Origin of the sequence: Mesorhizobium sp. ES1-6 (assembly GCF_020164775.1) — a bacterium.
GTDB lineage: Bacteria > Pseudomonadota > Alphaproteobacteria > Rhizobiales > Rhizobiaceae > Mesorhizobium.
Genome location: NZ_JAIUGU010000022.1, coordinates 1 through 21,459, shown reverse-complemented (window position 1 = coordinate 21,459; position 21,459 = coordinate 1). Strand labels below are relative to the sequence as shown.

16 protein-coding genes are annotated in these 21,459 nt (G+C 59.7%); 7 read left to right on the top strand and 9 right to left on the bottom strand.

The window, feature by feature from the left end; translation table 11 throughout:
* Window positions 1-100: 100 nt before the first annotated feature.
* Window positions 101-1,231, top strand: coding sequence for a glycosyltransferase family 4 protein (locus tag LB564_RS31035; protein WP_224542857.1), 1,131 nt, complete (start codon window positions 101-103; stop codon window positions 1,229-1,231).
* Here LB564_RS31035 and LB564_RS31030 read toward each other — a convergent pair.
* The gene (locus LB564_RS31030; protein WP_224542861.1) at window positions 1,224-2,408 is read right to left on the bottom strand and encodes a glycosyltransferase; all 1,185 of its coding nucleotides are present in this window, start codon (window positions 2,406-2,408) and stop codon (window positions 1,224-1,226) included. The two genes, LB564_RS31035 and LB564_RS31030, sit on opposite strands and share 8 nt — an antisense overlap.
* A gap of 295 nt (window positions 2,409-2,703) precedes the next feature.
* On the opposite strand from LB564_RS31030, the gene LB564_RS31025 reads away from it, so the two are divergent.
* The 3 genes from LB564_RS31025 to LB564_RS31015 all read left to right on the top strand — a co-directional run bounded on the left by LB564_RS31025 (window position 2,704) and on the right by LB564_RS31015 (window position 5,459).
* Window positions 2,704-3,576 carry a glycosyltransferase family 2 protein gene (locus LB564_RS31025; protein ID WP_140709691.1) on the top strand — a complete coding sequence of 291 codons (873 nt, stop codon included), beginning with the start codon at window positions 2,704-2,706 and terminating at the stop codon, window positions 3,574-3,576.
* Between the two features lie 15 nt (window positions 3,577-3,591).
* Complete coding sequence (locus LB564_RS31020) at window positions 3,592-4,905, top strand: polysaccharide biosynthesis/export family protein (protein WP_224542856.1); 1,314 nt, start codon at window positions 3,592-3,594, stop codon at window positions 4,903-4,905.
* 317 nt (window positions 4,906-5,222) lie between these two features.
* A complete protein-coding gene (locus LB564_RS31015; protein ID WP_140709695.1) occupies window positions 5,223-5,459 on the top strand; it encodes a hypothetical protein in 237 nt (78 codons plus the stop codon).
* A 14-nt stretch (window positions 5,460-5,473) separates the two neighbouring features.
* Here LB564_RS31015 and LB564_RS31010 read toward each other — a convergent pair whose 3' ends face one another.
* From LB564_RS31010 to LB564_RS31000, 3 genes are all read right to left on the bottom strand, one after another.
* Complete coding sequence (locus LB564_RS31010; RefSeq protein WP_224542855.1) at window positions 5,474-6,265, bottom strand: sugar transferase; 792 nt, start codon at window positions 6,263-6,265, stop codon at window positions 5,474-5,476.
* Window positions 6,266-6,392: 127 nt separating this feature from the next.
* The gene (locus LB564_RS31005) at window positions 6,393-8,273 is read right to left on the bottom strand and encodes a GumC family protein (protein ID WP_140709696.1); all 1,881 of its coding nucleotides are present in this window, start codon (window positions 8,271-8,273) and stop codon (window positions 6,393-6,395) included.
* Between the two features lie 171 nt (window positions 8,274-8,444).
* A complete protein-coding gene (locus tag LB564_RS31000; RefSeq protein ID WP_140709698.1) occupies window positions 8,445-8,717 on the bottom strand; it encodes a hypothetical protein in 273 nt (90 codons plus the stop codon).
* A 274-nt stretch (window positions 8,718-8,991) separates the two neighbouring features.
* Between LB564_RS31000 and LB564_RS30995 the strand changes: the two genes are divergently transcribed.
* From LB564_RS30995 to LB564_RS30985, 3 genes are all read left to right on the top strand, one after another.
* Window positions 8,992-10,512: a phosphomannomutase/phosphoglucomutase gene (locus LB564_RS30995; RefSeq protein ID WP_140709700.1), complete on the top strand. Its 1,521-nt coding sequence runs from the start codon at window positions 8,992-8,994 to the stop codon at window positions 10,510-10,512.
* 13 nt (window positions 10,513-10,525) lie between these two features.
* A complete protein-coding gene (locus LB564_RS30990) occupies window positions 10,526-12,826 on the top strand; it encodes a mannose-1-phosphate guanylyltransferase/mannose-6-phosphate isomerase (RefSeq protein WP_140709702.1) in 2,301 nt (766 codons plus the stop codon).
* A 790-nt stretch (window positions 12,827-13,616) separates the two neighbouring features.
* On the top strand, window positions 13,617-14,255 hold the full coding sequence (locus LB564_RS30985) for a Crp/Fnr family transcriptional regulator (RefSeq protein ID WP_224542854.1): 639 nt from the start codon (window positions 13,617-13,619) through the stop codon (window positions 14,253-14,255).
* A 44-nt stretch (window positions 14,256-14,299) separates the two neighbouring features.
* Here LB564_RS30985 and LB564_RS30980 read toward each other — a convergent pair whose 3' ends face one another.
* From LB564_RS30980 to LB564_RS30960, 5 genes are all read right to left on the bottom strand, one after another.
* Window positions 14,300-16,042, bottom strand: a complete 1,743-nt coding sequence (locus tag LB564_RS30980) for a tetratricopeptide repeat protein (RefSeq protein WP_224542853.1) — start codon at window positions 16,040-16,042, stop codon at window positions 14,300-14,302.
* Window positions 16,043-17,449 (bottom strand): HlyD family type I secretion periplasmic adaptor subunit, encoded by a 1,407-nt coding sequence (locus tag LB564_RS30975; protein ID WP_224542852.1) that lies wholly within the window; start codon window positions 17,447-17,449, stop codon window positions 16,043-16,045. It abuts the gene before it with no gap.
* Window positions 17,446-19,758, bottom strand: coding sequence for a peptidase domain-containing ABC transporter (locus LB564_RS30970; protein ID WP_224542851.1), 2,313 nt, complete (start codon window positions 19,756-19,758; stop codon window positions 17,446-17,448). The genes LB564_RS30975 and LB564_RS30970 overlap by 4 nt, the downstream gene beginning before the upstream one ends.
* A gap of 192 nt (window positions 19,759-19,950) precedes the next feature.
* Window positions 19,951-20,214 (bottom strand): hypothetical protein, encoded by a 264-nt coding sequence (locus LB564_RS30965; protein WP_224542850.1) that lies wholly within the window; start codon window positions 20,212-20,214, stop codon window positions 19,951-19,953.
* Window positions 20,211-20,447, bottom strand: coding sequence for a hypothetical protein (locus tag LB564_RS30960; RefSeq protein WP_224542849.1), 237 nt, complete (start codon window positions 20,445-20,447; stop codon window positions 20,211-20,213). The genes LB564_RS30965 and LB564_RS30960 overlap by 4 nt, the downstream gene beginning before the upstream one ends.
* Between the last annotated feature and the right edge of the window lie 1,012 nt (window positions 20,448-21,459).

Genomic DNA, 21,459 nt, shown 5'->3' with positions numbered 1-21,459 from the left:
CCTCGCCTGGCTGGATGACCCTCAGCGCGTCCGGATGACCCAACGGCCGTAGTGACCGCACGCGCTGGCGGTTTAAAACTAGGGATAGCGAGAGGGTGGCATGGCACGGCACTGGACAATCAACGGACGTTTCCTTTCCCAACCGACAACGGGCGTCCAGCGTTATGCGGGAGAGATAGTCCGTTCGCTGGACGCGCTGATCACCGAGCAGGCGCCGCTCACCCGTGGGCTTGAGCTCAGGCTTCACTGCCCACCGGGCAGCTCGGACATCCCGCTCAATTCTATCGAGCGTTGCGAGATCGGCAGTAGGGGTGGGCATCTCTGGGAGCAGACCCGGTTAGCCGCCTCTCTTCACGGCGGCGGGCTACTCAGCCTGTGCAATACCGGGCCGGTTCTGTCGCGCAAGCATATCGTGTGCATCCACGACGCAAATGTCTGGAATGCCCCACAGAGCTATTCACTTGGCTTCAGGACCGCCTATAAAGCCCTGCTGCCATGCCTCGGCAAGATGGCGAGCAGCATTTCGACGGTTTCCAATTTTTCACGGGGCGAACTGGTTCGACGGGGCATCGTCGCACAGCGCAGGGTCTTCGTCGCGCCTAACGGCCATGAACATGCCTTGCTCTGGAAGCCTGAACACTCGGCAGCGACACGATTGGCAGCCTCGCGCGAAACCATCGTCATGATCGGCAGCGCCGCACCCCACAAGAATGTGAATCTCATCCTCGATATGGCAGACCGCCTCGGCAATGTTGGACTGAAGATCGCGGTTGTCGGTATGTCGGATGCGCCCATTTTCAAAACAGGAGGGGTCAGAGCTGATGCCCGAAACGTCCATTGGCTCGGACGCATTTGCGACAACGAGTTGGCTGCGCTGTTGACGGACTCGCTTTGCCTGGCCTTTCCTTCCCTGACAGAAGGCTTTGGTCTTCCGGTTGTCGAAGCGATGACGCTCGGCTGTCCAGTTGTCGTGTCCGAACGCGCCAGCCTGCCAGAGGTCTGCGGGAACGCAGCCCTTTATGCTGCTGCCGACAACCCGCAGGCATGGTTCGATCGTTTCATGGAACTCCACAATTCCGGGACCCTACGCACGCAGTTGATAAGAAAGGGACAAGCCAGAGCCTCGGCATATAGCTGGAGATCAAGCGCCATGCGCTACCTGCAGGCAATGGCTCTTGCTGACGGTATCGATACACAAGCCAATATCGTCAGGCTGCGTGAACTCACATGATCCCGTGAAGTGCCTGGACCGCTCCCATGGACGCGATCATGGCCCGGTCGAAAGTCTCTTCCGAGAAGCGCTGCGCGTTCTTGGCGCAGGCCTGGGGCGTGATCAAGTGGCTGTGTTCCTCAAAGCGTTTGACCGCGTCCTTGAGGTGCTCAATGGTCTGAGCCTTGAACAGCACCCCCGTCGGCTCGGGATTTGCCCCCAGGCCCCGCGCGATATCGACCGCGCCGCCTCTGCCGAAAGCAATCAGCGGCGTCCCGCACGCCTGCGCTTCTGCGAGCGCGATGCCGAAGTCCTCGCAGCCCGCAAAGACCATCGCCTTCGCCCGGGCAAGCGTATCGATGTATTCCTTGCGAGGAAGGAACCCCGAGAATGTGACGTTCGGACCTGCCAGCGATCGTAAGCTGGCTGACTGCTGTCCTTCGCCGACTATGACCAGGCGTCGCGACGGCATCTCGTTGAAAGCCCGGATCACGAGGTCGGTGCGCTTGTAGGGAGCGAGGAAGGACGCAGAGACGTAGTAGTCGTCCTTAGCCTCGACGCAGGGCAGTTCCTGCAGCGAAACGGGCGGGAAAACAACCCGCGCGTCCCGCCCATAAATGTGCTGTATTCGGGAACGGACATAGTTTGAATTCGCCAGCATTAGGTCCGGACCGTGCGCGGTTCTGGTATCCCACGTCCTCAGACGGTGCAGCATATAGCGGTAGAGTAGTCCCTTCGGACCGAAGCCGAGCTTGCCCTGTTGAAGATAGGAGAATTGCTCGTCCCAGGCATAGCGGACGGGGCTGTGCACATAGCACAGATGCGGCTGATCAGGTCTGGTGATCACGCCCCGGGAGAATGCGGCCGAAGACGAGATCACAGCATCATAGCCGGTCACGTCGAACTGCTCGATCAAAAAAGGGCAAAAGAAGAAGAGCGACCGGTAAAATTTCCGTACCATTGGTATCCGATTGGCCGCAGAGGCGTGAAATTCCACGTCGCGAAAGTATTGCTCTTTTACCTCAGCCGGAAGAAAATCGAACAGTGTGAACACCTCTGCATTGGGAAATTGCTTGCAGATCTGCGCTAGAACTCGTTCGCCGCCTCGGAAATTCGGGCACCAGTCGTGAACGACCGCTATCCTGGTATATCTGTCGAAGCCCGACACCGCAGCAGCCGGGAACTCCTCGATCGGCATTTCGACCTTGGCCGCGATGGCCAGGTCGGAAGAACGTTCATGGAGCATGGCTGTCCCCTCCCCTTTGAGGGCCTTAGTTTCTGTTTTGTCGTAGGACGATCGCAAGTTGTCCGAACGGTCGCGCGCTGCTGCCAGCTAGTATTCCGCCCTACCGCTTATGGTTGTGAGCCGCTTGGAGGAAATACGTCAAAAGCCGGTAGCCGGGGGTAGGCCGCGTTGGTCGAGCCCACTTTTATGCAGGCTGCTTGAGCCCTCGCGTCATCATAGGGTCAGGGAAGCAATGCCTGGAAGAAACATGAAACTCGCGGTAATTATCCCGACCCTGGGCCGCAGCGAGCAAGTTGCTCGCCTGCTAGGATATTTGGGCGCGCAGACAAGACCACCCGACGAGGTCATCTTGTCGGCACCCGACGCCACACACATCCAAGTGCCGGACGGCTGTCCCTTCCCGGTATCGAGCGTTTTCGGTCCGAAAGGATTGGCTGCCCAACGCAACACCGCTCTTGTGCCCTCGTTGGGGCGCTTCGACATCATTACATTCTTCGACGACGATTTCGTCCCGTCCACCCGATACCTGGGGCAGGTCGAGCAGGCTTTTGCTGGAAACGAAGGATGGGCGGTTGTGATGGGCAGGGTGGTCAAGGACGGCGCCAGCAATGCCGGTCTTACCTGGGAGGATGCAGAAGCTGCACTCAAGGAATCGGAAGACCGAACACTGAATGGACCGTGCGTGATCGACCATGTCGGCGCCTACGGATGCAACATGTCGTTCCGTTCCTCGCTGGTTGCCGATCTGCGCTTCGACGAGCGCCTCGTCCTTTATGGCTGGCAGGAGGACATCGACTTCACAAGTCAGATGAGATCCAGAGGTCGGGTTGTGTGCGTGACGTCGATCACGGGCGTTCATCTCGGAATAAAAACGGGACGCGTCAGCGGGAAGCGTTTCGGCTACTCCCAGGTCGCCAACGCGGTCTACTTGGTAAGGAAAGGGACAGTTCCGGCCTCTTTCGCGCTTCCCCTTATGTTCAGGAATATTGCAGCCAACCTCGCAAAGAGCCTTTGGCCCGAGCCATATGTCGACCGAAGGGGCCGTCTGAGCGGTAACGCGCTCGCAATCTTGCACATCGCCATGGGGCGGATTGAACCCGAATACATCCTGAAGATCTGACGACAGGGGACGACAATGCGGAAATGGCTTTCAACAGTGGCAGGTATCTCATGGGCGGCAGCCGCTGCCTGGCCGCTGCCGGCATCAGCCGCGGAGTACGTGCTTGGGCCGCAGGACAAGATCAGGCTCAAGGTCTACGAATGGCGCGCATCGCGTGATGTGATCTTCGAGTGGACGGCTCTCAACGACAGTTTCACTGTCGGTGCCGATGGAACGCTCTTCCTGCCATTTGTTGGGCAGATGCGTGCCGAGGGCTCCGCGCCCGGGGATCTCGCTCACGCCATAGGCGATCGGCTGATGCAGCACATGGGTCTCGGCCGACCCCCGGACGTGGCCGTGGAGATTGCCCAGTACAGGCCGTTCTATATCGTCGGCAACGTCAAGCAATCGGGCGAATTTCCCTACAGGCCCGGACTGACGGTGCTGCAGGCGCTTGGGGTCGCCGGCGGCTTGCCTATGCGCGAGGACGATGTCTCGCGGCTTGGACGGGAGTTCATCACGGGCCAAGGCGATGTCGGGCTGCTGGCTTTAAACAATGTCAGCCTGCTTGCGCGCAAAGCGCGGTTGCAGTCAGAGCTGGCCGGCAGTGACGACATCGCTTTCCCCAGCGAATTGAGGGACAGGGCTTCGAACGCAACCGTGGCGCTGGCAATGGACCAGGAACACAAGATTTTCATTATCCGCAAGGATGCACTCGCGACCCAACTGCGGTCACTCAGAGAACTCAAGGACTTCCTGCAACAGGAGTTGGCCTCGCTCGAGCAACAGCTGACTTTCCATGATAAACAGATCGAACTCATCCAAAAGGAGCTCGCGGGTGTATCGAATCTCGTGCAGAAGGGCCTTGCGGTTGCACCGCGGGAACTTTCTCTGGAGGGGACCGTCGCCCAGATGCAGAGCGACAGGTTGGCGGCCGAGACCTCGATGCTGCGTGTCAGGCAGGAGATGAGCAAGACAGACATAGAAATCCTCAACCTCAACAATCAGCATTCCAGCGAGGTCGCCGAGGGCTTGCGCGAAACACAACAGCAGCTCAACGAGGTCACCAGCAAGTCAGACACCGCAGTGCAGTTGCTGCGCGAGAGCCAGGTTGCGGTGCCCGCTCTGCTGGCCCTAAGGCAAAGTGCCGCGAGGGCTAAGCCGATCTTCACGATTGTGAGGCCGAAAGACAGCGGCACCGAAGAATTTGCTGCCCAGGAGACAACCCTCGTCGAGCCTGGTGACACCGTAAAGGTCGAAATCCCGCTGCCGCAGTCGGGCCTGGACAGCTTACCCGCAGCGGATACAAGCATCCAGGCGGAAACAACTGCTGTTGGAAGCACGAACTGACCAGATCGCGGTGGGGCCGACCACGGCCGTATCCGGCGTCGGTCGGCGATCAGTTGGGCTGCCCTCCTGCTGCAGCTCGACGTTGGACGCGCACAGCGGGTCGCGCATGGTCATGGCAGTGGCCATGACCCGAAAAATATGTTGCTCCACAAATACCCCTCCGCGATATCTCAATCAGCATTCCGACGCACCGTCTCCGGCACTTGCCTTGCACTGCGAGGCCGCATATCAGTTTGCGCACGCTGGGCTCATGGCCCCTTACGGAACTCCCTGCCGCGGCACGCCAACTGTTTCTGCTGGTGCCACTGGAGATATCGGTGCTCACAAGCATACTGGCCGTATCGGTGGCAGGGATACTACTGGGGTTACGGTTCAAGGCTGCGGCGCTGCTGGCGGCGACCGCACTGCTGGTGATCGGGACGGTTACCTGGAATGGCCTGGGGCTGCCTGGCTACGTGACCGTTGGCAAATCCCTAATGCTGGTATTTGTCTTGGCGTGCGCCTACCTTGCAGGCTTGTCTCTGGCGCACCGCTGGGATCGAACCGAAAAGTGATCGTTACACCGCGCTCAGGAGGCCCGGTCGACCCGCATGACCGCGACGATGGTCCTGAGCAGGATCACGACGTCGAGCCAGACCGACCAGTTCCGCACATAGTGGCTGTCCAGCGCAACGCGGTTATCATAGTCCATGCTGCTTCTTCCACTCACCTGCCAAAGACCGGTGAGTCCCGGCCTGGCTCCGAGGTACTCCGCCTGATGCTCGCCATAACGCCTCAGTTCGTCGGTGACGATAGGTCTTGGGCCCACGCAACTCATGTCGCCGCGCAGGATGTTGATGAGTTGGGGAAGCTCATCGAGGCTGGACTTGCGAAGCAGTCGCCCCAAGAGCGTAACGCGCGGATCGTTCCTGATCTTATGGGTCTCTTCCCACTCCTTGCGTGCAACGGGGTTGGCATCGAGATACGCGTTCAGAACTTCGTTTGAATTGCGCACCATCGAGCGAAACTTATAGCAATTGAACGACCTTCCGCCGAAGCCGATGCGGCTGTGCGAAAATATTGCCGGACCACCGGTCGTAATCTTGATCAACAGCACTACGAGGATCATGACGGGCGCCGCAAAAACGAGCGTTGCGCCGGCAATGACCAGATCCATGATCCTTTTGAGGAGGCCTCCAGTGGGAGGGTTCGTCGCTCCAGTGATGACCCCCGACAGGTCATTCAACACCGTCCCGGCGCTGACGTAGTCACGCGCGGAAACAACATGCAGGACCGTCCTGCTCTCGACCGCCGCCGGCACACCGGGCTGGCCCCAAAGCGTCCCCCCCTCGTGCGACTGCTTTTCGAAGGCGTTTGTCATGTGACGATCGCTGTTTCTCGTTGTTCCACTTCGACACTCTTCCAAGGACGGAACTTGCCGGCAAGAAATGCAAAGGAGGTAGCGCGATACTCCAACGCCTACCTCCTAATCCTCACGTATGATTGCCCTACGCGCTTTGCCGAGTTCCGAAAGCGCTGCGCTTGGTGGCAACCGGACGGTGCTTGGACGTCATTGCCCGCGCTTTCGTGAGAAGCACGCCAAGTATCGGCGTGTTGGAGGCCTGCAGCGTCCTCACAAGCTCCCGCAGCGTATCGACGTGCGTCTTTCCCCACTCCGCAACGACCACGACGCCATCGAGCACGGATCCAACGATCAGGTCGTCCGCCCCGGATTCGAGCGTTGGCAGGTCAACGATGACTATATCATAAGCGGGCAGCTCGTCGGCTGTCGGATCCTCAGCACCGAGTTGAGAGAGGAAAGCCTGCATGTTTCTGGGCACGAGCAGGCCTTTGGCATCCACCACGGAACTTGAAAGAACGTCGAACCGGCGCCCCAGGGCGCGACTGACGTTGTGTTGAAAAGCATCCTGGCACTCTTTGCCTTCGGCGTGCGAGCGCCCAAGCAGTTGTGTGGTGACGGTCGATCTTCGAACATCGGCGTCGATCACCAATGTCTTTAGACCGGACATGGAATACAGAGTGGCGAGATTGCTGACGACCGAACTCTTCTGACGGTTATTCGACACAGCAGTCAGGCCAAGGAATCTCACCGGATGATTCGTCTGCGCCAAGCTGATTTCGGTTCGCACTTTCCTCAGACCCTGGCTGTATCGCGACCACGGATGCCTGGTCACCTCGTCCACGTTTCCGAATTCCCTGCGCTTGCTCGTGGGCGCCAATTCTCCTACGCACTCTAGTCCCAGATTGTCGCGGATTTGACGGGGCGACCTTATGGTCCAGTCGAATGAATGGCGCGCGAAGGAAAGGCCAATCCCGAGAATGAGCCCTGCGACCCCAGCGAAGGCCAATACCAGCGTCGGTTTTGGAGCGCTTGGAAAAAGCGGTGGTGTCGCGGCCGTGATTACTCTTGCGTCGGCAACTGGGTAGGATTGCTGGCTAACCGAATTGGTGTAAGCCTGCAGAAAGCTCTCATACATTTTTCGGTAGGTGTCGGCGGTCACCTCGAGTTCTTCGAGAGTAGGTTCAGAATTGACGCCGCCACCGGCACTTGAATCACCGCCTACGCTATAGTCGTGTCGAGAGCGGAAGGCCTGTGCCCTAGCCATCGCCTCGTTCATCTGCGCGCGCAGTTGCTGAAGGCGTTTTTCCAACCATGCTCCACCTTCTTTTGCCGACTCGGCCTTGGTGTCGATCTGTTCATGCACGAAGGCGTCGGCCGTTGCATTCGCAATCTTGGCGGCGCCCTCGGGATCGGCGGAGGTGAAGGATATGTCTATCGCGTAGGAGACACCCACCCTTCGAACATCGAGGCCATTGAGGAAAATCAACATGCTAAGGCGTGACTTCTGGTAGTCAGTCAGCTTGGCGATCGACTCCGGAGCGCCTAAACCGATATGCCCCCACAGCGCGTTCAGCCAGTTGCTTTTCTGAAGCCCCACAGCCTGGACAAATATATCTTTGATTTTCCTGAATCTCTCCTGCAAAATTGGGGTCTCGGGGCGATTGAAAGTTGCATCCTCAATCAATTTCAAGCGGCCAATGACCATAGAAGCAATCTTTTCGGATTGCAGCACCGCGATTTGACTTTCTATTTGTGCGGTGTCCAGCGAGAGATTTATTTCGCCGCCCTCCTGAAGGTGCTGGGGCAGCTTCGGTTCGATCAATATCTTGGCGCTAGCCGTGAAAACCGGATCGGTTGTCGAATTGTAGAACCATGCGATCAGGAGTGCCGCCGCAAGGCAGGCCGACAATGTTCCGATGTAATATCTCAAAAACCCGGCTATGTCCGAGAGACCTATGAATTCCTGTCCGGCATTGGCCTGTTGATTGGTTGCCAAGGGCCATTGGCTGGCGAACAAACGGTTCATTCAACGTCTCCGGCGGGCATGAAGGAGAATCCTTCGTGCACGCCGCCCGACACAAGAGCTTCATGGCGTCCGCCCGATGTTCTCATAAGAGCCGAGGCCCCCGCGATCCCAAGCTTTCGAAGAAAGACTACGCCGACGCGGCTGAAGGTAAACGCCACCAATTGGCGTAGACTACGCCCTGGAGGAGTGAAGAATGCGCGGCAGACCAGCCCTTATCTTGGCCAGAAATGACTTCTGCCGTTCCAGCAGCAACTGTCGTGCTCGGTTGGCTGCAAGATCCCGGGCCAGAATATCCAGCTTGGCTGAAAGGCGTTCGCTCTTGTCCCCGTTTTCCGTCGCCTCCAGGCAAAACGCGGCACAATCTGTCATTTGGTTCGAGGCGCCGCGAAGTCGCTCGGATTCCCTTTCGACCTCTGGCTCAATGCCGTCGAGCGCACGTGCCAAGGCTCGGAAGCGCCTATGATCGGCGTTTCTGCGACAAGAGAATCTGAATGGTGTCAGCGGCACTACACAGCCACAATTGAGATTAGCGCTCGATGCGGACCTACTTCCCACGATACTCAACCAGGTTGCCCAGACGAGACATCCTTTCGATCATCGATCCCCACCACCTATTGGATGAGGCCGGACGAACCGGGGGGTAGCGCTACCCGAATTCATGAAGGGGCCATGGCTCGCCAAGATGGTAGGGATGTCGGCGCAATTCGGAGCGATAGCCGTGACCCTGAACATAGTCGGCCATGCCAAGCCGAACACATTCGCGTTCGAGAACAATGCTCTCATCAAAGCCACTGGCTTTCGGGAGTATGATGCTCGGTGGTGGTTTGGCCATCCCGGCTCCGAGAAGGAGCCCGAGCTCAATTTGATGGGCGCCCAAGCGCTGGGCATGGGTCTGGGTACCCTGATCCGGCGAATGGGCGTGGGCCCTGAGATCATCACCGGTCACGATTTCCGCAGCTATTCGATGTCCATAAAGATGGCGTTGGTGTCAGGGCTGATGGCGGCTGGCACACGTGTCAAGGACATCGGCCTGGCGCTTTCGCCGACCGCCTATTTTGCCCAGTTCGCACTCAATGCACCGTCCGTCGCCATGGTAACGGCGTCCCACAATGAGAACGGATGGACCGGAGTGAAGATGGGCGCGCAGAGACCGCTTACATTCGGGCCTGATCAGATGACAGCCCTCAAGGCGCTGGTGCTGAACGGCGACTTCGATCTTGTGGGTGGCGGCGGCTATGAATTCGTTCCCGATTTTCGCGAGAGATACATAGAGGACTTGACTGCCGGAAGGAATGTTCGGCGCAGGCCGCGTGTCGTCGTTGCCTGCGGGAATGGGACTGCGGGCGCATTTGCGCCGCAGGTGCTGGAGACCATCGGCTGTGAGGTGATCCCCCTTGACGTGGAGCTTGATCACACCTTTCCGCGCTACAATCCTAACCCCGAAGACATGCAGATGCTGCATGCGATCCGGGACAAGGTTTTGGAGACCGGGGCCGATTTAGGTGTTGGCTTCGACGGCGACGGCGATCGCTGCGGCGTGGTGGACAATGAAGGATCGGAGATCTTCGCCGACAAGGTCGGCGTCATGCTGGCGCGGGATATTTCCAGCCTGTATCCGCAATGCACCTTTGTCGTGGACGTCAAATCGACTGGGCTTTTCATGACCGATCCCGTTCTTGCGCAAAACGGCGCGCGGACGGATTATTGGAAGACCGGCCATTCCTACATCAAGCGACGGGTTGCCGAGCTTAACGCAATCGCCGGCTTCGAGAAGTCGGGGCACTTCTTCTTCAACCCGCCGATCGGGCGTGGCTATGACGACGGCCTCATCACGGCGATCGCCGTGTGCGAGATGCTCGACCGCAATCCGGGCAGCACGCTGGCCGACCTCTATCGCGCCCTGCCAGTAACCTTCGGCACTCCAACAATGTCGCCTCACTGTCCCGACGAAGTCAAATACGGCGTTGTCAACAAGGTCGTCGGCGACTTCATGCAAATGAAAGGCGACGGGATGGAATTCGCGGGCCAGCCGCTGGCTGATCTGGTTACCGTCAATGGGGTGCGGGTCGTGGCTCAAGACGGCACCTGGGGTCTGGTCAGAGCTTCGTCGAACAAGCCTGAGATTGTTGTCGTCGTCGAAAGCCCCGTGTCGTCGGAGCGTCGTCGCCAGATGTTCGAGGCCATCGACGCCGTCCTGCGCCGCAATCCAGAGGTCGGAGCCTACAACCAGACATTCTGAGAGGAGCTGAACCATGGCACACCACATCGTAAGTTTTGTGATGAGCGGCGGGGTCGGGTCGCGGCTATGGCCGCTTTCGCGCGAAGACAATCCCAAGCAATTCCACGACCTCTCGGGGGACGGTTCCATGCTGGCGAAGACGGTCCGGCGCCTGAAGGCGTGGCCGCACAGCGAAACGCCGATCTATCTGATAGCATCCGAGCGTCATGCTGAACGCGTCATTTCGGACATAACTCCGCTCGGGCTGAACGGCGGAAAACCTATTTTCGAACCGCTGGGCCGCAATACCGCAGCAGCTGTCGCTATCGCGACACTGCAGACGATTGCGGAGCACGGCAAGGACGCGCTTGTGCTCGTGGTCCCCTCGGACCACCAAATATCGACCGAGACGCAGTTCTGGGAGACCGTTGAAGCCGGCATGCCTGCCGCCGACTCAGGAAGCATCGTGGTGTTCGGCATCAAGCCCACTCACCCAGAGACGGGATATGGATACATTGAGGTGGCGGCCAATGGTGACGGCGCGGCCGCGGTTTCACGTTTTGTCGAAAAGCCGAACATCGAGACGGCGCAGAAATATCTATCGTCGGGGAGGTTCTACTGGAATGCGGGTATCTTCCTGTTTCGTGCCGACACAATGCAGAGAGCTCTGATCGAGTTTCAGCCGCAGATATGGGAGGCCGCAGAACGCGCCTTCAAGAACGCCAAGGTGGATGTCTCGGGTCTTTACCTGCCACACGGCTTCTACTCGGCCGTCCCCTCCACATCCATCGACTATGCGGTCATGGAACATGCGCAGGGCATCGCGATGGTGACGGCATCCTTCCGCTGGAACGACCTCGGATCGTGGCAATCGTTGCTGGAGGCCAGCCCCGTTGACGGCAAGGGCAACGTGGTAATGGGCGATGTTGTCGCCATGGACTGCGATAGCTCCTATCTCAGAAGCCAAGGTCGGCTGCTCACAGTCATCGGGATGAAGGATGTGGCGGTGGTAGCAACGCCCGACGCAATATTCGTCGCCCCGGTCGGCCATAGCCAGAATGTGAAGAAGGTCGTCGAGCAACTCGAGAAGAGCGGGCGTCTCGAGACGAAATTCACAGCGTCGGAAGACCGCGTGATTGTCAGCGGGTCATGGCGAAAGCGCGTCGAGCACTGGCTCTTCAACGAGACCCTTCCGCTTTGGTCAAGCGCAGGGGTCGACCATGTGCATGGCGGCTTCCACGAAGCGCTTCGCTTCGATGGGACGCCATTGGGCAAACCCAAGCGGATGCGGACGATGGCCCGCCAGATCTACGCTTTTGCGGTAGCTAAGGAACGTGGCTGGAGCGGGGACGCCGACAAGCTGATTGACCACGGGGTCGACTTTATCTCAAAATACGGCCGCACCGATCGCGGCGGCTGGGTACGCGCCCTCAATCCGAATGGAAGCGTGGCCGACCCCGTGGAGGATTCCTACGACCATTCCTGCGTGCTGCTCGCACTTGCCCATGCCTATCGATGCGGCCACAAGGCTGGCCTTCAGCTTGCACAGGAGACATTTCATTTCATCGACGCTCACCTCGAGGACGGCAGCCTGAATGGCTTCCTTGAGACACCTGGCTGGAATGGAATTCGGTCCTCAAACCCACACATGCACATGCTTGAAGCTTTCCTTGCTTGGTATGCCGCAACCGGCGATCGCGTATATCTGCGCCGAGCGGCTCGCGTCATCGATCTCTTCCGCAGCCATTTCTTCGATCAGGAAAGTTGGACGCTCGGCGAGTATTTTGATGCGGACTGGCTGCCGTTGCCCGGAGACAAGGGGCAGTGGACCGAACCGGGGCACCATTTCGAATGGGCCTCCCTGCTCGTCGACTTCGCACGGGCAAGCGGGCAGAAAGATCTGGCTGCTTATGCGAGAAAACTCTATTCATCGGCGGTCGCCAGCGGATTGAATCGAGCCACAGGGCTGGCGTATGCAGCCGTTTCGCGACAAGGAATGCCTCTCGACAGGCTCTCGCGCAGCTGGCCTCAATGCGAAGCGATCAAGGCGGCGATCGCGTTGGATGATATTGGCGGACCCGATCTGAAACCAGAGATCGAAGCTCGTGTCGCGCGCCTTTTCAGGTGGCATATCGATCCCGCACCGCTTGGCCTGTGGATGGACAGGATCGACGAGCGCGGCAGGTCGCTGGCAACGGAGGTTCCTGCCAGCATCTTCTACCATTTGGTGACAGCGTTAATGCAATATCTCGACAAGACCGAGGGGCAGGTGGAGGCGTTCCCTGTGCCGTCTCTCAAAGACGACAGCGCTGTCGCGAAGCAGAGTTATGGCTAGATAACATCCCGTATCGCGCGACAACGCGGCGGATCTTCTCGAATGTTTTCTCGCCATTTGCCCTGCGGGGTCTTGGACGCCACTGCTACCCCTAATTCGGTATCTTCTTGTATCTGTGTCAGCACAGCAAACTGCGATACCGTAGAAGTGCCAAACGAGATGTTCGACCTGCCTCTCGGTCCGTGGCTGTGTAAATGCGTCAAGACGTGGAAATTAGAAACTTTTTGTCCGGGCAGCTGAAGGCGACGATGGCAAAAAAGAAATCGCGGGACCGGCGCAGTGGCGATCTCCTGAAGCTGCTCGCAACAAGGCCTCGGGCCGTTGCGCTTGCGGCGCTGCATGTGAGTGAATCGGTCCTTCTGCAACTGGAAGCATCGGAGTTGTTGTCTCCGTCGGAGATCAGGGGCCTGCTGAGGGACGCGTCGCTGACATTGCGCAACGCCGCCGACCAGGCGGATAATCGGAGTTGTCTCGTTGCCAGTGAGATGGTTGAGTCAATGAGGGAAAATTTTAACAGAAGTAAGTCATAGAATGAAACCAACTCTAACCGGCGTCAATCGAACCCCTAGTCTGATCCGCACCAGATTTCGATTCCACATTGACGTCCGACCGTTCTTTGCCGGGCCTCCAAGCGGCGCCGATCACATGAACTTTTATAGACATGATCCGTTTCATCAAGGTACGTGAGAAATTGGGCTAAGGTGTAGGGATGGCGTCTGCTTCACGTTCTTTTTCGAGAGGAGATGAGCACCGTTCGTCATACGTTGGACTTAACGATGACGACGCCGCTTTGATTAAGACTCTCGGGTTCGCGGCAAAGCGATATCCGGCCGACGCGGTGATCTTCAGCCAAAGTGACAACAAGGATCGAATTTACGTCGTCGAGGCGGGCTGGGGGTGCATATTCCATGAGCTTCCGGACGGTCAACGACAGATACTCGATTTTGCCCTGACCGGCGATGTCGTTCTGCCTCAGTCACACGGAAGCGGCTCTATTGAGACGTTCGTCGCTCAGACTGAACTCTCGTTGCTTGTGGCACCCACCAAGGCCTTGACGCTTGCTGCTATGAAATCGCCTCATCTGTTCTCGTTCATCGTCGGGGCTCTCGTACGAAACGGCGCGGTCATGGCCCAGCACCTCGCCAATGTAGGACGACGCAACGCGTTGGAGCGGACAGCACATTTGCTGCTCGAACTGACAGCGCGTCTGCAACGAGTGGGCGCAGTTGACCGCGACGGTTTCTACTGCCCGCTCACCCAATACGATCTCGCGGACGCTCTTGGCCTTACCCCGATTCATGTCAATCGAATGCTGCGGGAACTTCGCGAGCGGAAGCTCCTCGAATTCCGCCAGGGCCATGTCCGGGTGCTCGATTCTGCGGGCCTGATGAAATTCGCTGGATTCGACGGCGAATACATCAAGAGTTGAACACGAGCGCGTCAGCCCCTCGAAGCCCCGGCATTCAAGTGCCCTTAAGCTTCGTGTCTGTCTCGAAGAACAGCAAGCTCATCTGCCGCTTCATCAATACCCTGAGAGGCGGATCGCTCGAGCCAGATCCGGCCGGCAGCTGGCTCGTACTCACCGGCAACACCTTGGGAAAGGTAGCGGCCCAGCATGAGCTGGGCGTGTCCATGACCTCGCTCAGCGGCGGCGGCGAACCATTTCTGCGCCGCCTTCCGATCCCAAGTAAGCCCCTGCCCGCTCTCGTATAAAGCACCGATGGCAAACATCGCTCCAACATGACCGGTGGCGGCAGCCTGCTTGAAAAGGTGCGCCGCGGCGACCGCCGAGCGCTCTCCTCCACGCCCATTGTAGAGCATTTCGGCCAGAGCCACCTGCGCGTCCACCATGCCAGCATTGGCCGCCCGTTCAAACCAAAGCCTAGCCTGCTTCTGGTCAGGGGGGACACCGCGTCCGGTCTGAAGCATGCGTGCATACATATACTGCGCCTGCGCCATGCTTTCGGCTGCGCGCCTCATCCACTTCGCCGCAAGTTCCTGGTCCTCGTTTACGCCGACCCCCTCGGCAAAACAAAGCCCCAGATTGAAGGCCGCGACCGCGTCTCCTGACGACGCAGGCGCTTCGAACCACTCCGCGACATCGACACCATCAGGAAGGTCGCCGGCGCCTTCCAGGACAAGGTTCGCAAGGTCAACCTGGGATTCGCGATTGCCACCGTTGGCGGCGCCGCGCAGCCAGCGCATTCCTTCTTCGGTGTCCTGAGCCACACCGTTCCCGGAAAGATAAAGCGATGCCAAGGCACGAGCGGCTTCTTGGTGACCAGCTTGAGCGGCGCGCCGATACCACGTCGAGGCTTCCGCATAATCCGGCTGAGGACGCTTCACATACTGTTCGCCGATACGGTAGGCGGCGTCGAGATTTCCGGCCACCGCGGCGCGACGCATCCACGCCTCGCCTGCTGCGGGGTCCTGACCTGACAAGCTGCCTTCGATGAGGGAAAGCCCAAGCCTGAATTGGGCCGAAGCGAGGCCCTTTTCCGCAGCGAGTTGATAAAGCTCAGCAGCCGCCTCGTGATCGACAGGCACTCCCACTCCGTGCTCGGTGAGGGCCGCAAGAAGGTAGATGGCCGTCGGCAGACCTGCATCGGCCGCGCGCCGCAGCGCCTCGGCAATTCTAGTTCTGTGCTCCGGTTGCTTGCGACGGGCAAGGGACAGAGCGAGGCCAAGGCACCCTTCTGGACAACCGGCCGCCGCGGACTTCTCGTACCAGCCATGGGCGGCATCGAGGTCGCGCATGGACATTGGGCCTTTGCTCAGAATATAGCCAAGTATGGCCTGCCCTGTTGCGGAGCCGGCGTCGGCAGCTTTTTGAGCGAACGGAAGCGCTGTCTCGAAATCCGGCTTTCGTGAAGACTGCGACTTGAACAGGCTTTCTGAACTGCTGGTTCCTGTGTTTTCCTCGTGTTCGGCCAGCCCGGTGCTGTAAAGCGCGGCAAGGAGCGCCTGCGCATCGACGTTCCCATGGTCAGCAGCCCGCCGCAGCCAGCGCGTCCCTTCCAATCGGCTTGGCGGCACCCCAGAGCCCTCAAGATAGCAGCGCGCAACGCGGCATTCCGCTTCCGGAACTCCGGCACGAGCAGCGGTTGCCATCAGAGGAAACGCCTCGGCGGCTCTGCCCTGTTCAGCAAGTCGGGTTGCCCTGCGCAGCGCCAGCGCCGGGTGGATGCGTCCGGCCAACCGGTCCATCAATGCCATTTATGGCTCCCGCATCGCTTCCTGACCGATCGGCAGCATCGTGCCGAGGATGTATTTGAGCACCGTGCGGCGGCCCACCTTCACATCAGCTGTAACCGGCATGCCGGGGCTGATCGCGAAGCCGGCGGGCACGCCATGAAGGGCGACGTCGTCGATTGAAATGCGCGTGCGGTAGAACTGGTCGGCATCCGAGGGCAGCATGGCCAAGGAGCTGTTCGGGTCGCGCACCTGATCCCTGGCGGAAAAGGAGTCCGGGCTGACCGAGCGTACGGTGCCGTGAGCCAGGCCGTATTGCGAATAGGGGAAGGTATCGAATTTGATTGCTACGGGATCACCGACGTGAACGAAGCCGCTGCTGCGGCCGATAATATTCGTCTCCACCTCGAGTACTGCGTCAGCTGGGACCAGGGTGATCAACCGCTCTCCAGATTGGAGAACCGAACCCACGGAAACTTTGGCCACAGATTGAACAGTAGCGTCGGCCTCGCTCCTGAGCTCGACCAACTGTTTGCGCAGCTTGGCCTTGTTGAGGAGCTCGCGGGCGTCGGATATGCGCGAATTGGCTTCCGACAGGCTCTGCGAAACGTCTGCGCGCCAACTCTGGATGAAGCCGTCACGCTCGGCCGCAACCCCCGCCTGCTGGCGCTTAGCAGCCTCGGATGTCTGTTCGGCGTTGGTAAGAGCTCGCGACATTTCAGCTGTGTTGTCCTCGGCAAGGAGCGTATTGAGACGGCTTCCGACCTGTCTCACTTCGAGTTTTTTGCGCATTTGCTCAATCGACCCCGCGACGGCCAATCGCTGCCGATAGCCATCGGCATCGGACTGGGAGCGAGAGATGACCGAACTGAGTTGGTCACCCTGTTGATCGAAGCTCTCCAGCTTGGCGTCATAGACCGCTTTGCGACGATCGAAGATCGAGGCCTGCAGTGTCCAACTCGGATCCAGGCCGTCATAGGTGAATGACTTTCCGTCGGCCTCGGCCTTCAGGCGAGCCACCTCGGCATCGAGGGTCGTGACTTGGGCGGCCAATGCGGTGAGATCGGCAGAGGCAAAAGTAGCGTCGAGGCGAGCAAGCACCTGGCCGGCCTTCACCTGCTGTCCTTCGCGTACCTCGATAGAGCGGACGATGGCCGTCTCGAGCGGCTGGACGACGATGTTTGGCGACTGTGCCATCACCAGGCCCCTCGTCGTGACCACCTGGTCAACCGGTATCAGAGCTGCGAGCATTATCAGCGCGACGACCAGGCTAAATACGACCCAGACGATGCTATGAGCCACTCGCGGAACCGGCGCATTGGCGACGGCTGTCGATGGCCATTGGAATTCGAGAATGGCCGCCGCCGTCGGATCGCTGGCCTTTGCCCGATGGCGGCGAGCAGCAATTGGCGCATAGGTAGCGGCGCTCATGGCCGGCTCACATCAGCGGATGGCACCGCCGCCAATCGGCCACGCCGGTCTTCCAGGTGCCGATTCTGCTGAAGCCAAAGCTGGCGGTAAACGCCACACCGCTCCAGTAGGACGGAATGCGGCGCGACATCGAGAACCTTGCCCTGATCGACGACGAGGATCTGGTCGCACTCCGTCAGCGATGCCAGCCGGTGGGAGACGATGATCATCGTTCGCCCGCTGGCGATACGCATGAGGTTGTCGCTGACCACCGCTTCACTCTCGGGATCGAGCGCGCTTGTCGCTTCGTCCAGTATCAGGATGGTCGGGTTGTGAATGAGGGCGCGGGCTATTGCCAACCGCTGCCGTTGCCCGCCCGACAGATTGGGCGAGCCTTCCTCAATGTAGGTATCGTAGCCATTCGGCATGCGTTCGATGAACTCAGCCGCGCCGGCAAGGTGAGCAGCACGCATGGCATCCGAAAGGGTCAAGCCCTGACGTCCCGCGATGATGTTGTCCCTTATCGAACCGCGGAAAAGGAAATTGTCCTGAAGCACAACACCTAGGCCCTGGCGCAGGTGGCGCAGGTTGATTTCCTTGAGGTCAACCCCGTCCAGCTTGAGGAACCCGCTGTAGTCGCGGTTGATGCCTTGCAGGAGGCGCGCGATGGTCGATTTTCCAGACCCGCTGCGCCCGACGATGCCGAACATCGAGCCAGACGGAATGTCGAAGCTGACCCGGTCGAGCGCCGGCGTCTTGGTCCCCACGTAAGTGAAGGTCAGGTCGCTGAATTTGATTTCGCCGACGAGTTTTGGTCTTAGGCCAATGGACTTGGAACTGCTTTCCAATGGGCGGTTGAGCACTGACGCAGCCTCGCCGACGGCAGCGCCGACCTCTTCATAGTCCTCAACCAGCTTTGCAAGGCCGACAAGCGGTTGCGCGACGCGCTGGGCGATCATCATGAAGGCGAACAGGCTGCCGACCATGTAACCGGTACTGTCGTTCATGGCGAGATATGCTCCGATCAGCATGGTGCCAAGCACCATGGTGCGCTCAACCGGCGTGACTAGGGTCTGCGGCCAATTTGCGAGTTGCCCGAAAGCGAGGCGCGCCTTGCCCGCGTCCGCCACGCGTTCGTCCCAGAGCGCCTTGCGTTGCGGTTCGAGACCAAGCGCCTTTACCGTCTTGATGCCGACGACGGTCTCGCTAAGCGCCGCCGACTTCCAGGTCTCGGCATCCACCACGCGCTGGTAGCTGGCCCGCAGCGGCGTAAGGAAAGCGAGGATGATCAGCATGATCAAGACGGCGCAGCCGAGCACCATCCAGGCGAGTGTCGCATTGATGTAGAACATGACCGGGATAAGCACGCAGAGCGTCATCAGGTCCAGGAAAGTGCTGAGCAATTTGCCCGTGAGGAATTCGCGAATGCGGTAGACCTGCGCCAGATGGTACAGTGTCTCGCCGGCTGGATGGCGCTCGAAGTAATCAAGTGGCAGGCGCAACAGCCGGCCGAAGACATACAGGTTCAGCTTGGTGTCGAGACGAGCACCGACCACGTTGATGATCAACCGTCGCGCGTGACCGAGCAGCGTCTCGTAAGCGAATACGACGGCTATCACCGCACTGAGAAACACCAGGGTCGAGATACTGTTGAACTGCAGCACCTTGTTGACCACCGTCATGACAATGAGCGGAGGCAGAATGGTCAAGATGCTGAGTGTGAACGATGCGATGCCAATGTCGCGCATCGGCCTGCTCTCGAGCCGCACAAGATCTACGAGCCAGCGGAAGGTGAAAGGCGCGTCAGCGGCGACGAGGGACCGCTGAGGACGCAGCAGCACCGCCTCACCCGACCAGACCCGCGACAACCTCAACTCGTCGATCGCAATCGCCTCGGCTCCATCCGGCGCATCGACGCTCTTCAGGAAAATGAGATTGCGTTCGGCGCTGGCACCGGTAAGCAGGCCAGCACGCCCATCGCTAAACAGCAGAACCACCGGTCCGGTTTGTTCGAAGCGCAGGAGATGCGACCAGCGGACGCGAATCGCGCGCGCCCACATCCCACCGCTCTGCGCCCATTGAGAAAGCTCGGCGGCAGTTGGAATGGTGCCTTCGTTCGCGGCCCTGAATTCGTTGGGGTCAAGCTCGATACCATGATACCGGGCGACCCTGATCATCGCCCTGAGGCGCGGGGCAATCTGACCGAATTCGTCGCGGCCGCCTGGAATCTGACGTGCTTTATCCTCGCTCGGATACCTTCCCGCCGTGTCTGCCCGCGCGTCGAGATGACGCGCGCTCGGCTTGGGGCCCAGGCTGAGATGTGCACTCACCTCGCATTGCTCCTGTGAGCCGAAAGCGAGAGTTCGAGAACCCTCCCTGCATGTTGTTGCACCCTGGACTTGCGACAAAATCCGCCATTTATGGACGAGGCACGCGGTATGAGCCAATCGACATCGCGAGAAGGGCGCACGCGCGGGCATTGCTTTTCAGCAAGGTCCGCGCGCACCGTTTTCAACCGACACTCAGTCATGTGGTTTCAGGATATTGTTCAGAGCCTTTTTCATCGTGTCGTCGGTCTGAATATACCCGGAACTCTGCTTGTCTGACGTCAGGTCCAATGTCGAACCGGACGGTTTGTTCTGGGCCTGACCGAAACCCGCGACGTTACTGAGCAAGTTCAAGAGGTCTGCCGCCACCGAAAGAATGGCGAGACTGATGAGTTGCTTGAACAAGCCTTGGCTATCCGCAGGGCTGCTGGACTGCATCAACTGCTTGATGTCTTTCAATCCAAGCGTATCGTTCGAGATGCTGCCCCCCTGGCTGCTTGTCGACCCGTGCCCACCGTTGCTATGTCCGCCATCAGCACTGTCATGGCGACCGCGACCGTTGCTACCGCGGTCATTGTCATGGCGGTTTCCATTGCCATTGCGGCCATCGTCATGGTGGCTGCCGTTGCGTTGGTCATGGTCATGACGGTTGCCGTGGTGGCGATGGTCATGATCGTCGCCGTTGTGGTCATGGTGATGGTCGCCTGGACCAGTAGCACCGGTGTGCCCTGTAGCTCCGGTGGAACCCGTTGCACCCGTATGTCCGGTCGCCCCGGTAGAGCCTGTAGCCCCGGTAGAGCCCGTGGCGCCGGTGGACCCAGTTGCTCCAGTCGAGCCGGTCGCACCTGTTGCTCCGGTGGAGCCAGTAGCCCCGGTAGAGCCCGTGGCGCCGGTGGACCCGGTTGCTCCAGTCGAGCCGGTCGCACCTGCTGCTCCGGTGGAGCCTGTATCCCCCGTAGCCCCAGTGGCGCCAGCAGCACCCGTGTCACCTGTCGCTCCAGAGGCACCAGTCGCTCCGGTTTCGCCGGTCGCGCCCGTAGCTCCAGTGCCTCCTGTAACGCCGGTCGCACCCGTTGCGCCAGTCGCTCCGGTATCACCTGTGGCGCCAGTTGCACCAGTTGCTCCGGTGTCGCCCGTGGCCCCGGTCGCACCCGTGCCACCAGTCGCTCCAGAAGCACCAATTGCTCCTGTATCGCCAGTCGCCCCCGTAGCTCCAGTGCCGCCTGTAGCGCCGGTGGCACCCGTTTCGCCAGTCGTTCCGGTATCGCCCGTGGCGCCAGTCGCACCAGGGTCACCAGTCGCTCCAGAAGCACCAATTGCTCCTGTATCGCCGGTCGCGCCCGTAGCTCCAGTGCCGCCTGTAGCGCCGGTGGCACCCGCTGCGCCAGTCGTTCCGGTAGTGCCTGTGGCACCAGTTGCACCAGGTTCACCAGTCGCTCCGGTATCACCCATAGCGCCGGTCGCACCGGTTGCGCCGGCAGCTCCGGTGGCTCCAGTCGCACCAGAAGCGCCGGTGTCACCTGTGGCACCCGTAGCTCCAGCTGCTCCAGTATTGCCTGTGGCGCCGGTTGCACCCGTTGCGCCAGTCGCACCGGCAGCTCCGGTATCGCCAGTTGCACCGGCAGCTCCGGTGTCACCTGTGGCACCCGTAGCTCCAGTTGCTCCAGTAGTGCCTGTGGCACCCGTTGCACCAGGATCACCAGT

Coding starts and splice junctions, on each gene's coding strand:
- LB564_RS30975 (WP_224542852.1), bottom strand. CDS start 17,449: ATGAGCGCCGCTACCTATGCGCCAATTGCTGCTCGCCGCCATCGGGCA.
- LB564_RS31035 (WP_224542857.1), top strand. CDS start 101: ATGGCACGGCACTGGACAATCAACGGACGTTTCCTTTCCCAACCGACA.
- LB564_RS31025 (WP_140709691.1), top strand. CDS start 2,704: ATGAAACTCGCGGTAATTATCCCGACCCTGGGCCGCAGCGAGCAAGTT.
- LB564_RS31020 (WP_224542856.1), top strand. CDS start 3,592: ATGCGGAAATGGCTTTCAACAGTGGCAGGTATCTCATGGGCGGCAGCC.
- LB564_RS30960 (WP_224542849.1), bottom strand. CDS start 20,447: ATGACCACAACGGCGACGATCATGACCATCGCCACCACGGCAACCGTC.
- LB564_RS31030 (WP_224542861.1), bottom strand. CDS start 2,408: ATGCCGATCGAGGAGTTCCCGGCTGCTGCGGTGTCGGGCTTCGACAGA.
- LB564_RS30980 (WP_224542853.1), bottom strand. CDS start 16,042: ATGGCATTGATGGACCGGTTGGCCGGACGCATCCACCCGGCGCTGGCG.
- LB564_RS30990 (WP_140709702.1), top strand. CDS start 10,526: ATGGCACACCACATCGTAAGTTTTGTGATGAGCGGCGGGGTCGGGTCG.
- LB564_RS31005 (WP_140709696.1), bottom strand. CDS start 8,273: ATGAACCGTTTGTTCGCCAGCCAATGGCCCTTGGCAACCAATCAACAG.
- LB564_RS31010 (WP_224542855.1), bottom strand. CDS start 6,265: ATGACAAACGCCTTCGAAAAGCAGTCGCACGAGGGGGGGACGCTTTGG.